Annotated in this window: 15 protein-coding genes and 1 pseudogene; 13 read left to right on the top strand and 3 right to left on the bottom strand. The window is 66.1% G+C overall.

Going from position 1 to position 13,983, the window contains the following annotated elements; translation table 11 throughout:
- Positions 1-347 precede the first annotated feature (347 nt).
- The 5 genes from FHR84_RS03175 to FHR84_RS03155 are packed head-to-tail and all read left to right on the top strand — an operon-like array spanning position 348 to position 3,729.
- On the top strand, positions 348-1,796 hold the full coding sequence (locus FHR84_RS03175; RefSeq protein ID WP_179533887.1) for an ATP-binding protein: 1,449 nt from the start codon (positions 348-350) through the stop codon (positions 1,794-1,796).
- Between the two features lie 20 nt (positions 1,797-1,816).
- Positions 1,817-2,224 carry a roadblock/LC7 domain-containing protein gene (locus tag FHR84_RS03170; protein ID WP_218861908.1) on the top strand — a complete coding sequence of 136 codons (408 nt, stop codon included), beginning with the start codon at positions 1,817-1,819 and terminating at the stop codon, positions 2,222-2,224.
- Between the two features lie 5 nt (positions 2,225-2,229).
- Positions 2,230-2,586: a DUF742 domain-containing protein gene (locus tag FHR84_RS03165; protein WP_179533886.1), complete on the top strand. Its 357-nt coding sequence runs from the start codon at positions 2,230-2,232 to the stop codon at positions 2,584-2,586.
- A complete protein-coding gene (locus FHR84_RS03160; protein WP_179533885.1) occupies positions 2,564-3,151 on the top strand; it encodes a GTP-binding protein in 588 nt (195 codons plus the stop codon). Before FHR84_RS03165 ends, FHR84_RS03160 begins: the two co-directional genes overlap by 23 nt.
- A gap of 17 nt (positions 3,152-3,168) precedes the next feature.
- A complete protein-coding gene (locus tag FHR84_RS03155; protein WP_179533884.1) occupies positions 3,169-3,729 on the top strand; it encodes a GAF domain-containing protein in 561 nt (186 codons plus the stop codon).
- Between the two features lie 109 nt (positions 3,730-3,838).
- On the opposite strand, the gene FHR84_RS03150 is transcribed toward FHR84_RS03155, so the two are convergent.
- On the bottom strand, positions 3,839-5,056 hold the full coding sequence (locus tag FHR84_RS03150; RefSeq protein ID WP_218861907.1) for an acyl-CoA dehydrogenase family protein: 1,218 nt from the start codon (positions 5,054-5,056) through the stop codon (positions 3,839-3,841).
- A gap of 1,068 nt (positions 5,057-6,124) precedes the next feature.
- On the opposite strand from FHR84_RS03150, the pseudogene FHR84_RS03145 reads away from it, so the two are divergent.
- From FHR84_RS03145 to FHR84_RS03115, 7 genes and pseudogenes are all read left to right on the top strand, one after another.
- Positions 6,125-6,421 (top strand): annotated as a pseudogene (locus tag FHR84_RS03145) (urease subunit gamma); the annotation flags it as partial.
- 107 nt (positions 6,422-6,528) lie between these two features.
- Positions 6,529-6,858, top strand: coding sequence for an urease subunit beta (locus FHR84_RS03140; RefSeq protein ID WP_179533882.1), 330 nt, complete (start codon positions 6,529-6,531; stop codon positions 6,856-6,858).
- Positions 6,855-8,597: an urease subunit alpha gene (locus FHR84_RS03135; protein WP_218861905.1), complete on the top strand. Its 1,743-nt coding sequence runs from the start codon at positions 6,855-6,857 to the stop codon at positions 8,595-8,597. Before FHR84_RS03140 ends, FHR84_RS03135 begins: the two co-directional genes overlap by 4 nt.
- A gap of 70 nt (positions 8,598-8,667) precedes the next feature.
- Positions 8,668-9,330, top strand: coding sequence for an urease accessory protein UreF (locus FHR84_RS03130; RefSeq protein WP_179534393.1), 663 nt, complete (start codon positions 8,668-8,670; stop codon positions 9,328-9,330).
- Between the two features lie 27 nt (positions 9,331-9,357).
- Complete coding sequence (gene ureG / locus FHR84_RS03125) at positions 9,358-10,044, top strand: urease accessory protein UreG (protein WP_179533881.1); 687 nt, start codon at positions 9,358-9,360, stop codon at positions 10,042-10,044.
- The gene (locus FHR84_RS03120) at positions 10,041-10,859 is read left to right on the top strand and encodes an urease accessory protein UreD (protein WP_179533880.1); all 819 of its coding nucleotides are present in this window, start codon (positions 10,041-10,043) and stop codon (positions 10,857-10,859) included. The genes ureG and FHR84_RS03120 overlap by 4 nt, the downstream gene beginning before the upstream one ends.
- A gap of 325 nt (positions 10,860-11,184) precedes the next feature.
- Entirely contained in the window at positions 11,185-11,379 is a 195-nt protein-coding gene (locus FHR84_RS03115; RefSeq protein ID WP_179533879.1) for a hypothetical protein, read from the top strand.
- On the opposite strand, the gene FHR84_RS03110 is transcribed toward FHR84_RS03115, so the two are convergent.
- Together FHR84_RS03110 and FHR84_RS03105 are read right to left on the bottom strand one after the other, a co-directional pair.
- On the bottom strand, positions 11,355-12,365 hold the full coding sequence (locus tag FHR84_RS03110) for a 1-aminocyclopropane-1-carboxylate deaminase (protein WP_179533878.1): 1,011 nt from the start codon (positions 12,363-12,365) through the stop codon (positions 11,355-11,357). The two genes, FHR84_RS03115 and FHR84_RS03110, sit on opposite strands and share 25 nt — an antisense overlap.
- Before the next feature lie 566 nt (positions 12,366-12,931).
- On the bottom strand, positions 12,932-13,519 hold the full coding sequence (locus FHR84_RS03105) for a hypothetical protein (RefSeq protein ID WP_343075137.1): 588 nt from the start codon (positions 13,517-13,519) through the stop codon (positions 12,932-12,934).
- Between the two features lie 119 nt (positions 13,520-13,638).
- Between FHR84_RS03105 and FHR84_RS03100 the strand changes: the two genes are divergently transcribed.
- Positions 13,639-13,953, top strand: coding sequence for an FCD domain-containing protein (locus tag FHR84_RS03100; protein WP_246300103.1), 315 nt, complete (start codon positions 13,639-13,641; stop codon positions 13,951-13,953).
- Positions 13,954-13,983 lie beyond the last annotated feature (30 nt).

The following is a 13,983-nucleotide window of genomic DNA, read 5'->3' as shown; positions in this document are numbered from 1 at the left end:
TGGTTGCTCACTGCAGCGGATCCGAGCACGCACACCTCACTGAGGTACGATCTGCGCTCGCAAGATCACGCAGGATACTCCATCCAATGACACCTCTAGGAGTGGCGGACATGATCGGCTGCACTGCGACTGGGGACGCGGAATAGGGTGAGCTGGGTATTTCACGTCCTTCGCCTCATGCGTGACGCCATGACGCCTGTCCTTCGTACACCGCCGCGTTGAGGACCTCGATGTTTGAACGCTTACCTACCACTGGTTTTTCCGAGGACCACGCCCCTAGAGAGAGCTCGGATGAAGCTGCCGCGGACCTGCGAGGGCGCATCACGTGGCTCGCTCTGCTGCCGACGGTGCCCTTGACAGCAGTGCTGGGCGCCGGCATGGCGATGCTCGTGGCCGTCGATCGTTCCTACTGGATAGCCGCACTCGCGATCAGCGCTCTCGGGGTGACGGTGGCCCTGCTGATCGGTTTCATCGCCGCCGAGCGGGCCAAGAACGTCGTTGGGCTGCTCCGACGACAGCACGACGAGAGCGTTCGCCGCACCGCGGCCACCTCCACCGAAGCGCCTTCCCCCGCTGATCCGCCGTCCTCCTCGCCGTACAGCAACGACGGACTCCAGGCGGCGTTCGCCAAATTGGCGCGCCGCCTGGAGTCCATGGCCGACCGGGCGATCACGGAAATCGACGAGGCGGAACACCAGGTGGAAGACCCCGAGCTTCTCGGACGCATCTTCCGGGTGGATCACCTCGTCAACCTGTCCCGGAGGCAAGCGGAGAACCTGGCCATACTCGGCGGCAAGGCACCGCAGCGGCAGTCCCAGGAAGACGTGAGCCTGCAGACAGTGCTGCGCTCGGCCGTGGCTGAGATCGAGCACTATTCCCGAGTGAAGATGGCCGCGGTCGAGGGGACGCTCAAGGGCCCCGTCATCGCGGAGGTGATTCACCTGCTCGCGGAGCTGCTCGAAAACGCCACCCGATTCTCCAGGGACAACACTCCGGTGGTGTTGCGCACTGAAACCGTCACCGCCGGCTTGGCCATCGAAATTCAGGACCGCGGTCTTGGTATGACGAGCGAGGAGATCCAGCGGTACAACCGCCTGCTCGATGATGCCGATCGAGTCGACCTCGACGAGCTTCTCGCGGACGGACGGATCGGACTGTCCGTGGTCCGGGTCCTCGCCCAGCGGTACAACATCAAGGTCCGCCTCCAGACCAGCATCTACGGAGGCATGGAGGCGGTCGTCCTCCTGCCGGACAGCCTGCTCGGCACCCCGCCCCAGGAACCCGCGCAGCCCGGTCAGCCTGCTCAGGAGCTGCCGACGACGTCGTCCCCGAACGTGCCTTCCGAGCCGGCCCCCGGTTCCGTCCGTCCCGGTATGACGCGATGGACGGGCGACGTAGCAGAGCCCGCCCCCGCACCGTCTCCCGGTGGACACGACAAGGTCCCGGGGCCTCCGCAACCGGAACCGGCAGCGGCCCCGGTCCCGCCCCCTCCGGAACCGGCCCGGGCCTCGACACCGTCCCCTTCGGAACCGGCCCCGCAGCCCCCACGGACATACCGCCCACCGGCGGAGACGACGAGCTCGACCACGGGCGGACATCGCCCCCGAGGCGCCGCTTCGGATCTGCCTCAGCGCAGACCCGGCAAAGACAACCTCCCTGCCGGATTGCAGGAACGGCGAGAAAGCGTCACCCCGATCCCCGGACACAACACGGGATTGCTGGGCGCCTTCGGCCAGTCCGACACCGGTGATCCAGGAACCTCCGGAAGTCGGGAAGACCACTCGAATTCCAACTGAACGACACCGAGGAGTCGATCGTGACTCAACCCCAGGATCTGACCTGGCTGCTCAGCAACCTGGTCAACCAGGTTCCCCACACGCGTAGCGCTCTCTTACTGTCCACCGATGCGATACCGCGGTTCTACTACGGCCTGGACCGCGACGAGGCGGACAAGCTGGCCTCCCTCGCCAGCCCGCTGTGCTCGCTGGTCCAGGAGGTGGGGAAGTGCTTCGGCGGGAGGCAGGGGATGCGCCAGGCCAACGCCGAACTCGACGACGGCACCATCCTGGCCATCACGGCCGCGAGTGCAGGCAGCATCCTCACCGTCCTGGCCGACAGCAAGGTCAACGCCGGAGTTCTCAGCTACGAGATGCAGCAGCTCGGAAAGAAAGTGCCCAACAGCTTGGCCACACCGTCGCGGCACTCCACGCCGGAGGAAAGCTAGCCAGTATGAGCGCTCCCGATGACCACCCTTCGAGGGCACAGGGGGTGCGTCCGTACATCGTCACCAACGGGCGCACCCACCCCAGCGCAACACTCGAACTCCTGTCCATGGTGCGCAGCACCGGCCGGGTGGCCTGCGACCGGCTGGGGCCCGAACACGCCCAGACGTTGCGGCTGTGCCACTCCCCGACCACGGTCGCCGAAGTGGCAGGACACTTGCGGCAGCCAGCAGTGGTCGTCAAAATCCTGCTCTCCGATCTCATCGGCACCGGCGCGGTAACCACTCACGACCCCACCGCGACCGCTGAAGTCACCACGGATCTGATCGAGGCGGTACTCAATGGGCTCAAGACCCGACTCTGACGCGTTCCCCTGGCAGCTCAAGATTCTCATCGCCGGCGGCTTCGGTGTCGGGAAAACCACCTTCGTCGGCTCGGCCAGCGAGATCGAGCCGCTGAGCACGGAGGAACACCTGACCACCGCCAGTCTCGACACGGACAGTCTGGCCGGCGTGGAGCGCAAGTCCACGACCACTGTGGCCATGGACTTCGGCCGCATAACCTTCCCCGAGGACAACGTGGTGCTGTACCTGTTCGGCACCCCTGGACAGGACCGCTTCTGGTTCATGTGGGACGAGTTGTCCCGCGGCACCGTCGGCGCGATAGTGCTCGCCGACACGCGCCGACTGCAGGACTGCTTCGGAGCGATCGAGTTCTTCGAGCAAAGAGGAATCTACTTCCTGGTCGCCGTCAACGAATTCGACAACGCCATGTACTACACCCCCGACGAGGTGCGGAACGCCCTCGCGCTCCACGAGAGCGTTCCGCTGCTGCTGTGCGATGCCCGCGACACCCAATCCGCGACGAGGACACTCATATCGCTGCTCGAGTACGTCCTGACGACGTCGGCGCCCCAGCCCACCCCCTGACCCCACGGGAGGAACCGATGCCCCACAACAACATGCGCCTCGTGACCACACCGCCGGATCCGCACGTCGAGCAACGAACGGCGCGGTTACGGGAACTCGGCATCCGGGAGGAACCGGACCCGCAGTTCGACGCCGTCGCGCGCCGGCTCGCCGAAACCGCGGGCGCACCCTACGCGATGGTGAACTTCATCAGCAGCCAGCGGCAATTCTTCACCGGCCTGTACACCCGGTCCGAGTCCCAGACCAGTGCCGCGATGGAAGCGGCACAAACCGCCATGACACCGGGCCGGGAGATGCCACGTGATCACGGGTTCTGTCCTCATGTGGTGGCCCGCAGGCTGCCGCTCGTCCTGGGCGATGTCTGCTCGTACCCGCGGTTCACGGGTAACCCCGTGGTGGATCAGATCGGCATCCGCTCCTACATGGGGGCCCCACTCATCGATCACACGGGCCTGACGCTGGGCACGGTCTGCACCGTCGCGCCCGAGACTCAATCGTGGGGTCGTCCCGAGCTGGAGACGATCAAGAAGTTCGCGGCCGAGGTGATGGAGCTGATTCACCGCCGCGAGCGGTCCTGACACCACAGGAGCACGTAGCGCAGTGCCACTCGGACTGCACCCTCCCACCTGGCCCCGTTCCCGCCGGATCACGCGCACACCGGCGGGAACGGGGCCCGACTTCAGCGGGTCAGCTCGAGTGCGGAAAGACGCCGAGCTGGGGGGCGAGTCGCTCGGACCACTGGGTGTGCGAATTTCCCATGGCCGTTTCGGCCAGCCGTAACCGCTGAATGTCGGAGGTGCCCGCGGGGGCGAAGATGTGGTGCGCGTCGCGGAGATAGCGTTCCACCGGGCTGTCGGTACCGAGCCCGTACGCGGCGTGCACCTCCATCGCGGTCCGTGCCGAGTCGAGCGCGTACTCCACGTTGACGAGTTTGGCGTTCATCAGCTCCGCATCGCACGGCATCGCGTTGTCCAGCAGGTGCGCGGCGTGGTAAGCGGCCAGCTGGGCCGTCATCAGCTGGGACTGCATCTGACCCAGTTTTTGCTGCACCGTCGGCAGCTGGGACAGGGGTTGTCCGTAGCGATACTGCCGCGTCGCGAAGTCGACGGCCTCCTCCACCAGGGCGCGATGGATACCGAGGGCGACAGCGGTCAGGTTGGGCCGCCCGTAGAGGATGCTGGAGCTGTAGGCCACGGCGAGGCCCTGTCCTTCGTCGCCGAGTCGGTTTCCGGCCGGGACGCGGCATTCGTCGAAGACGAGCTCGCCGTAACTGAAACCGTGCAGTCCCATCGAGGCCTGGTGCTCCCCGAGGGAGAACCCGGGGCGGTCCGGTTCCACGAGGAACGCCGACAACCCCCGGGACCCCTCGCCGGTACGAGCCACCACGCCGTGCAGATCGCCCACGTGACTGTTGCCGACGAAGACCTTGCGTCCGTTGAGGACGTAGTCGTCACCGTCGCGGCGTGCGGTTGCCGTCATGCCGAGCACGTGGCCACCGGAGTCGGGCTCGGTCACGGCGATGGTCGGTAAGCAGCGTCCCGCACTGATCTTCGGGAGCCACTGGTGCTGCTGGCCCGCACTCCCGAAGTGCAGGATTTTCGCCACGCCCAGCTGGGAAGCCTGCACCATGGCGCCCATCGCGCCGCTGACCCGCGAAAGCTCTTCGATGATGATGGTTTTCGCCAGGTGCCCCAGACCCATGCCACCGTGCTCGGACCCGATCGTCACGCCGAGCCAGCCCTGTTCGGCGATCAGACGGGAGAGCTTGTGCTGGACCGATCGGGAGCTTTCCATGTCCGGGATGTGGGGGCGCACTTCGGTGTCAGCGAAGCGACGCACCTCATCACGGAGACGGTCGTGACTCGCAGTGGTGAAGAGGCTGTCCATCGGAACTGCGACGTTCATGCTTCTCCAATACCGGGGCCGACCCGTCGCGGCCTGCCGTCTGGGGTGTGCGGGTGATCAACAGGCTCGCACAAGTGCTCCAAACGAGGTACCACCTTCATGGTGATTGACCGGAGAGCCCGCGCTCCGGGACAAGCGGGTAGACGTCCGCGCCCTCCAGCGCGGCACAAGGTGCCGCACTCCTCCAACACCGCGGCCGATGCCGAACCGGTCGAGCTCGTCCAGCACCGGCGGATCCGGGACGTCCGTCCGGGGCCCGGCTGCCAGGTGGCGGGCCGCGAACAACATCGAAGTCAACTCGCGCAGCACGCCATCGTCACCGCACGAGTGCCCCGATCCCGCGCGGCGCGGATCAACGGGTCGGCGACATCGAGCGTGAAGTGGGACCAGCTGTCCACCTCGAGGTGCGGGAACACCCGCTCCCGCACCGCCTGGTCCCCAACCGGACGGGTCTTTCAGTTCCGCGCAAAAGAACCTCGCCTGGGATCGGCTCTCCTCCCGGGCCGGTATCGACGGGCCGGGAGGAGGACTTCCCGGCCCAGCGGCCTTAGCCCCGGCTCCTCGGCGGGTGATCGGAGCGAACGAGGCACACCTACAGGCGGGCTCTCAACACAGGACCGCGGTGCGGCCCAATGGCGATGGCCCGCCTCGAACTGAGCCTCTGCTGACACTCCGCGCCTCCTGACTACGATCGTTCCTGTCGAAGAATTCGCCTTCTTCGACACCGCACCGTGATCCCCGTGGGGATACACGAACCTCCTGATCCGCAGGGAACCGAACCGCGCCGTCGACGTCACCGGAGGCCGTTCACGTCGATTCGGCACATGCTTCGCCCAGAAATCACCAGAAAGTGTGGCGTTGCCGCTGCTTCGTTGTAACAAGCACCGCCGACCGGCGGTTCCACCGGCGTTTCCGAGTCGACCAACAGTACTGTGACCACCGGTTTCGTCGGGACACACTCCAAACGAGGCTTCATTCCGCTGGAACGAAGCGGTTGTTACGGTTCCGTCCGTTCGATCCGCCCCGGCGGATCACGGGTATCGAGCGCGAGGAAGCACAGGACGTGATATGCATCTGACTCCGCACGAGCAGGAGAAGTTGCTGATCCACACCGCCGCCGACGTGGCACGCCGTCGCATGGAAAGAAAAGTGAAACTAAATCATCCCGAGGCGGTCGCCTTGATCAGCTCGCACATTCTGGAGCGAGCGCGTGACGGCAAGACCGTCAAGGACATCATGGCCTCGGGCCGCGAGGTGCTCACCACCGACGACGTCATGGACGGTGTCGACTCGATGATCTCCGATGTGCAGGTGGAGGCCACCTTCCCGGACGGCACCAAGCTGGTCACCGTACACACCCCCATCCAAAAACCCGCTGATGTACCTCCGCACGATCTGACACCGATGGATGACGAGCCGGGCACGGACTCCACGTCCGGTGCCACCTCATCACGACAGCCGGAGGAAGCACCATGATACCTGGCCAGATCATCTTCGCCGAAGAGGACATCGAGTTCAACAAAGAACTTCCGGTGACGTGGGTGGCGGTGAAGAACACCGGGGACCGCCCCGTCCAAATAGGTTCGCACTACCACTTCGCCGAGGTCAATCCGAAGCTGCACTTCGAACGCACGAAAGCTTACGGCAAACGTCTGAACATCGCGGCGGGCACGTCGGTGCGTTTCGAACCCACTGGCGGTGAGGAACAAGTGGCGCTGGTGCCCATCGGAGGTGAGCGAGTGGTTTACGGATTGCGCGGCCAGGTTGGCGGACCACTGGACGGGCCGGGAGAAGACCGATGACCGACAACAACGAATCGATATCCACGATCTCCCGTGAGAAGTACGCCAACCTGTACGGCCCCACCACGGGTGACCGAGTCCGGCTCGCGGACACCGAACTGTTCGTCGAGATCGAACAGGATCTGGCCGGCGGCCCGGAACATTCGGGCTCCGAAGCCATCTTCGGTGGCGGCAAGGTCATCCGCGAGTCGATGGGCCAGTCAGTGCGCTCCCGCATCCGCGGGGCCCCGGACACGGTGATCACCGGTGCCCTGGTGCTGGACCACTGGGGGGTGATCAAGGCGGACGTGGGCCTGCGTGGTGGACGAATCGCAGCCATGGGCAAGGCCGGAAATCCGGAAACGATGGACGGAGTACATCCCGATCTGGTTATCGGCCCGGAAACGGAGGTCCTCGCCGGGAACGGGAAGATCCTCACCGCAGGTGCCATCGACACGCACGTACACATGACCACTCCACAGCTCGCCGACGAGGCGCTGGCGTCAGGAGTCACCACACTCATCGGTGGTGGAGTCGGCATGAGCGAGGGAACACGAGCGACTACCGTCACTCCGGGGAGTTGGCATCTCGCCCGCATGTTCGAGGCGCTGGAGTCCTACCCGGTCAACATCGGATTGTTCGGCCGGGGGAGCACCCTCGGTGAAGCCTCCATGTACGACCAACTCCGAGCGGGAGCGCTCGGCTTCAAGGTGCACGAGGACTGGGGAGCCACCCCGGCGGCGCTGGACGCGTGCCTGCGGGTCTGCGACTCCACCGGCGCCCAGGTAGCACTGCATTCCGATTCGCTCAACGAATCCGGGTACGCCGAAGAGACCATCGCCGCGATCAACGGGCGCACGATCCACGCCTTTCACGTGGAAGGGGCCGGTGGTGGGCACGCTCCCGACATCATCAAACTCGTGTCGCACGACAACGTTCTCCCCGCGTCGACGAACCCCACAAAGCCGCACACGATCAACACCGTCGACGAGCACATGGACATGTTGATGGTGTGCCACCACCTGAACCCCAATGTAAAAGAGGACAAGGCGTTCGCGCAGTCGCGGATCCGCACCAGCACGATCACCGCCGAAGACGTGCTGCACGACCTCGGTGCCATCTCCATCATGTCCTCCGACGCGCAGGCCATGGGACGTATCGGCGAAGTGGTGATGCGAAGCTGGCAGACGGCACACAGCATGAAGACGAACAAGATCCTCCCCGACAGCGGTTCCCGAGCCGACAACGCACGAGCCCGGCGCTACGTCGCGAAATACACCGTGAACCCCGCGATCGCACACGGCATCGACCACGAAGTCGGTTCCGTCGAAACAGGAAAACTCGCCGACCTCGTCCTGTGGGACCCCAAGTTTTTCGGTGTGAAACCCTCCGTAGTTCTCAAAGGTGGGGCTGTCGCCCGTGCGCAGAACGGCGACACCAACGCCGCTATCCCGACACCTCAACCCGTCCTTCCCCGAGCGAGCTACGGAGCCGTCGGTGACGCTCCCGCGTCGCTGTCGCTGAACTTCGTCACCGAACTCGCCCTGGAAGAACGACTTCCCGAGCGTCTCGGCCTGGCCACCGCATTCAGCGTCGCTCACGACACCCGTCAGATCACGAAGGAGGACTTGAGGGAAAACACCGCCACACCGAAAGTCGACGTCCAGCCCGACGCGCAACGCGTCACCATCGACGGCGCTGTCGAGACACCGGCCCCGGCCGGGGAGCTCCCCATGGCCCAGCGCTATTTCCTGTTCTGATTCGCCTCCGCACAGGAGGTCCTTTCGAGTGCTCACCAATACCGCCGCCGGCACGAGTTCGTCCAAGGCGATGCTGCTCGTCCTCGCCGACGGGCGTTTCCCCTCCGGCAACCACGCGCATTCCGGAGGTGCCGAAGCCGCTGTACACCTGGGGCAGATCACGAACGCCAACAGCCTGGAGAGCTTCTGCCGGGCCCGGTTGAATACCACCGGCCTGGTGATGACGGCCGTCGCAGCCGCCGCTGCGAGCGGGATCGACGCACTCCTGTTGGACGACGCCGTCGACGCACGCACACCATCACCGTCCTTGCGTGCGACAGGTCGCAAACTCGGCAGACAGCTGCTACGGGCAGCACGAGCCACATGGCCCGACACCTCCCTGGACAGACTCGCAACCGAGCGACCACATGGCCTGCACCAACCGATCGTGCTCGGTCTCGCCGCCGCCGCTGCCGGTCTGCACCGAGAGGACGCGGCAGCCGTGTCCGCGTACGAAACCGTCAACAGCCCGATTTCCGCAGCGATACGGCTCCTGGGGATCGACCCGTTCGAAGCCTCCGGGATTCTCGCTCGGCTCGCACCGGAACTCGACGCGGTAACAGCACGAGCAGTGGAGAGCTCCGAGCGAGCGGAGCGCCACGGAATCACCGCACTCCCGCGAACTGCGACACCGCTGCTGGAAATCAACGCCGAATGGCACGCCACCTGGCAACGACGTCTGTTCGCCTCGTAACAACCGGCCTCCGAAGGGAACGGAACCATGCACCTCTACCACGAACACGCCACGCCCCCGCCCCACGCGGGCTCGCCGAAGCACACCCGCGGTCGGCACAGCGCATTGCGCATCGGACTGGGAGGTCCCGTCGGATCGGGCAAGACCGCCACGGTCGCCGCGCTGTGCCGTTCCTTGAACGAGGACCTCGATCTGGCCGTGGTCACCAACGACATCTACACCCGGGAAGACGCCGAATTCCTCATTCAAGAAGCGGTGCTGCCACCGGAACGAATCACCGCCGTCGAAACAGGGGCCTGCCCGCACACCGCGATTCGTGATGACATCTCGGCGAATCTCGAGGCCATCGAGACGCTGGAGAACTCCGGGGGGCCACTCGACCTGATCCTGGTCGAATCGGGTGGGGACAACCTGACCGCGACCTTCTCCCAAGGCTTGGTCGACGCGCAGATCTTCGTGATCGACGTCGCCGCCGGCGACGACATCCCGCGTAAGGGCGGACCAGGAGTGACCACCGCCGACCTGCTCGTCATCAACAAGATCGACCTGGCTCGATACGTGGGCTCCGATCTCGAAGCCATGGCCAACGACGCCAAAGCCCAACGTGGCGAGCTCCCCGTGATGTTCACGTCGCTGGCGCGAACCGACGGTATCGACGAAGTCGCGCAGTGGGCCCGCCAACAACTCCACCTCCGGAGCCGGCACACGGTATGAGCACCACGTCCACCGTCGCCACCTCCGTGAGCATTCACGCAGCTCCCGCCCGGGACGGGGACGAGACCGTCCTCCCCGTTCTCAACGGCCGTGGTGCTCTCGTGCCGTTCCACTCACGAACACGCGGAGATCACGCCCATGTCACCCTCATCGACACGATGGCCGGTCCGCTCGGAGGAGACGAGATCACCATCGATGCCACCGTGTCAGCAGGAGCACGATTGCGAGTGGACTCGGCCGGGTGCGCACTGGCCCTGGCCGGCCCCAACGGGGGAACCGCTACGCACGACACGCGTATCACCGTTGGTGACGAGGCCGAGTTGTGCTGGTCACCGGAACCCGTTATCGCAGCGGCCGGAAGCGACCTCATTATGAGGAACTCCGTCACTCTCGCCCCGAAAGCACGACTCCTGCTGCGTGATGTGCAAGTACTCGGACGAGCGGAGGAGTCACCGGGAAAACTGGCGACGTGTTTAACGGTCGCCCGCTCGGGCAAACCGATTCTCGACCAGGAACTGCTCTTCGGCGCGGGAAACCCCACATGGAGCAGCCCGGTCGTACTGGCCGATCACCGGGCGACGGGGAACCTGCTGTACGTCTCCCCCGAGCTGAGCGAAGTTATGTGCGCTCCCTTCCTGCTGTCGAACAGTCCCGGATCCGGGCATGCCATGGTCACCCCCCTTGCCGAATCGGCGGTGCTCGTGACGGCAGCAGCGCCCGATGCCCGTCGGGTCAACACACTGCTCGAAGAGGGGCACCAACGAATACACGAGACGCTCGACAGCGGGATCATGACAGGTCTCACCAACATGTGACGCGTGAGACCGCCCGAGCTCCCCGGCATAACACTCCACGAGGTGGATCGGGCGAATACGCCGCACAGGCCGACAACACTCGCAGCGGCACCGTGTCCACACCCTCGTCCACCTTGTCCAACGGTGTCGCCAACTCCGGTGAGCACGGCGCACCCATCTGACTCAGCACCCACCATCCGGGGTGGACACCTCGGGAGGCCGTCATCGTGGAAAGACTCCCGCACTATGACGCAAGGCCCTGCGTCGCGGAACGTCCGTCCGCTCGAGAAGCGGGCGCGTGGCTACCACAACCCCCGGAAGCGCCGAAGGGAGCAGCATCCGTTCAATGGCCTCGACCAGCGGTTTCACCCCGTGGCTGCCCTGGGTGTTTGTCGCAGAGGCCGCCACCGCCGTCGTGTCGGTGGGGCTGCTGCGGTTGCTGCCGCACCAGTCGCGCTGCCTTTCCGGGGTTCCGTCGTGCCGCTGTCATTGGTGCTTCACCGCCACACGTCGTGGTCAGTCCCGGAACAGGGCGCTGTAGGCGTTCAGGGCGGGTTGGCCGCCGAGGTGCGCGTAGAGCACGTTGCTGTCCGGTCCGATCTCACCGGTGGTGACGAGGTCGATCAGCCCCGCCATCGATTTGCCCTCGTAAACCGGGTCGAGGATGACGCCCTCGAGCCTGCCGGTCAGCCGGATCGCTTCCAGCGTCGAGTCCACCGGGATCCCGTAGTGCTCACCTGCCCACCCCTCGAGCACGGTGATCTCCTCGTCCCGCAGTTCCCGGCCCAGCTCGATCCGCTCCGCCGTGGCGCGCGCGATCTTGCCGACCTGGCCGCGGGTACCGTCGATCTTCGCGGAGGCGTCGATGCCGAGGACCCGGCGGGGGCGTTGCTGCTCGGCGAAACCGGCGATCATCCCGGCGTGCGTGGAACCGGTGACGCTGCAGACCACGACGGTGTCGAAGAAGACGCCGAGTTCCCGTTCCTGCTGGGCGACCTCGTGGGCCCAGTTGGCGAAGCCGAGCCCGCCGAGCGGGTGATCGGAGGCACCGGCCGGGATCGCGTACGGCGTGCCCCCTTCCGCGCGGATCTCCTCCCACGCGTTCTGCCAGCTCTGCTTGAACCCGATGTCGAAGTCGGCGTCGGTGAGCTGGACCTGCGCGCCCATGATGCGCGAGAGCTGGATGTTTCCGACCCGGTCGTTGACCGCATCGGGCCAATCGACCCAGCTCTCCTGCACCAACCGCGCCCGCAACCCGAGCTTCGCGGCAACGGCCGCGACCTGCCGGGTGTGGTTGGACTGCACTCCGCCGATCGAGACCAGGTGCGTGGACTCGTTGGCCAGGACGTCCGGAACCAGGTACTCCAGCTTGCGGGTCTTGTTTCCGCCGAAGGCGAGCCCGGAGTTGCAGTCCTCCCGCTTGGCCCACACCCGCGCGCCACCGAGATGGCTGGTCAACCGCTCCAGTGGATGAATCGGGCTGGGCCCGAACAGCAGAGGGTACCGCGGAAAGTCGCTCAGGGGCATGCTTCTCCCGTCCGTTCGAAAACCCGCAGGGATCGTCTGATCCGCCACCGAGGACCCTGCACTGTCCATACCGCCACGTCCAGCAGCAGCCGCACGGTCTGCCGGTACGAACTCGCACCGAAACCGACCGTGGCGGCGCGCTGGTGATCGAGCTGACCTGTAGCACGGTCAACGCGGTCTCACAACCGCGAGCAGCACGGCTCCCGCCACGCCGGTGATCACGGCCCAGGACAGGGCGGTCCCCGAGGCCAGGAACACCCTCGGGACTCCCCCGAGCCGCCCTACGGCCGCGGCATCCATGCGGTGGACGTGGACACGATCGCCGCCGGTTCGGGGATCGTCGAGCGCACCCTCTGCGCCGACTTCGGCGCGCTCGAACGCTCTGCTCCACTCCGCGGGTGTGCGAGCGGCCGTCGCATCGGAGCGGCAGAGCCGTTCGACTGACCGACGTGCCGACTCGGATTCCTCCGCACCGGGAAGCGCGGTTTTTCGGCGAGGCGGAAGCGACTACGGAATGATCACGCAGCTCGACCGTCATGTCGACTCGGAAAGTGCCTCCTGCCCGGTCAGGTCTGCCAGCACGGCCGTGAGCGCTTCGGGCTGTCATCCGGCTCGGCGTGCTCCTCCGGAGAGTGGGAGACGCCGGAGGGGTTTCGCACGCACAGCATCGCCGTCGGCGCGAACGGCGCCAGCACCCCTGCGTCGTGACCGGCACCGGTGTCCAGGATCGGCGTGTCCGGTAGGACTCGGGTCAAGTGATGCCGCAGCCCCGTGGCGAAGTGAGCTGTCGGGCTGAACGACTCTTCCCGGACCGGGACGGAACACCCCTCCTGGGCCACGACCTCCCCGGTCTCTTCGACGATGGTCCGCACCAGGCCACGGACCACGTCGTCGTCCGGGTGCCGGACATCGAGCCACACGTCCACCGAGGAAGCGATGACGTTGGTCCCGCCGGGCACCGGAACGATACGTCCGACCGTCGCGCGAGCCGAGGGCGTTGACCGTGCCGCCTTCTGGGCCGCCAGGGTGATGTGGGCCGCCACAGCCACGGGGGCGTGCCGGTCGGACATCGAGGTCGTGCCGGCATGGTTGCCCTGCCCGGTTACGGTGATCCGCCAACGTCCGTGGCCGATGATCGACGAGCCGATCGCCACCGGCCTCCCGAGGTCGATCAGGCCACGGCCCTGCTCGACGTGCAGTTCGACGAAGCGCCGATCCTGCCGAGCGCGCCACCGAGGAGGACAAGGCCGAACTGCGCGAGATCGGTGAGCAGATGCGGAGCGCGGTCTCCGGCGACGTGTGGGGCTGCTCCGAGCTGAACAAGCGGCCGCACTCCCTGGTGCTGCGCGTCAGCGGGCAGCGGACCGCTCACGAGGTGCTCGGCAGGTTGCGCGGGCAGAACGTGCGCCACCAGTTCCGGTTGGCCGTGCACCCGGGGCGTCCCGCCGTGTCGCTGCCGCAGCACCTGGCCATCGTCGAGGCGATCCGCGAGGTGGATCCCGCAGCCGCCGAGCAGGCGATGCGCGAGCACCTGCGCAGCGTCATCGACGCCCTGCCCGAGGTCGACACGTCGCGCTCCGCCGTCTGATCCCTCCTGCGCAGAACCGCCGAGGGAACG

The organism is Actinopolyspora biskrensis, from assembly GCF_013408175.1.
Lineage (GTDB): Bacteria > Actinomycetota > Actinomycetes > Mycobacteriales > Pseudonocardiaceae > Actinopolyspora > Actinopolyspora biskrensis.
Note: the sequence above shows the minus strand (reverse complement) of the source record. Positions and strands in the feature narration are given on the sequence as shown.

Bases quoted from the DNA above. Each gene is read 5' to 3' on its own strand.
- ureG (WP_179533881.1), top strand. From the start codon at position 9,358: ATGCACCTCTACCACGAACACGCCACGCCCCCGCCCCACGCGGGCTCG.
- FHR84_RS03130 (WP_179534393.1), top strand. From the start codon at position 8,668: ATGCTGCTCGTCCTCGCCGACGGGCGTTTCCCCTCCGGCAACCACGCG.
- FHR84_RS03150 (WP_218861907.1), bottom strand. From the start codon at position 5,056: ATGAACGTCGCAGTTCCGATGGACAGCCTCTTCACCACTGCGAGTCAC.
- FHR84_RS03165 (WP_179533886.1), top strand. From the start codon at position 2,230: ATGAGCGCTCCCGATGACCACCCTTCGAGGGCACAGGGGGTGCGTCCG.
- FHR84_RS03135 (WP_218861905.1), top strand. From the start codon at position 6,855: ATGACCGACAACAACGAATCGATATCCACGATCTCCCGTGAGAAGTAC.
- FHR84_RS03110 (WP_179533878.1), bottom strand. From the start codon at position 12,365: ATGCCCCTGAGCGACTTTCCGCGGTACCCTCTGCTGTTCGGGCCCAGC.
- FHR84_RS03115 (WP_179533879.1), top strand. From the start codon at position 11,185: ATGGCCTCGACCAGCGGTTTCACCCCGTGGCTGCCCTGGGTGTTTGTC.
- FHR84_RS03160 (WP_179533885.1), top strand. From the start codon at position 2,564: ATGGGCTCAAGACCCGACTCTGACGCGTTCCCCTGGCAGCTCAAGATT.
- FHR84_RS03120 (WP_179533880.1), top strand. From the start codon at position 10,041: ATGAGCACCACGTCCACCGTCGCCACCTCCGTGAGCATTCACGCAGCT.
- FHR84_RS03155 (WP_179533884.1), top strand. From the start codon at position 3,169: ATGCCCCACAACAACATGCGCCTCGTGACCACACCGCCGGATCCGCAC.
- FHR84_RS03100 (WP_246300103.1), top strand. From the start codon at position 13,639: ATGCGGAGCGCGGTCTCCGGCGACGTGTGGGGCTGCTCCGAGCTGAAC.
- FHR84_RS03140 (WP_179533882.1), top strand. From the start codon at position 6,529: ATGATACCTGGCCAGATCATCTTCGCCGAAGAGGACATCGAGTTCAAC.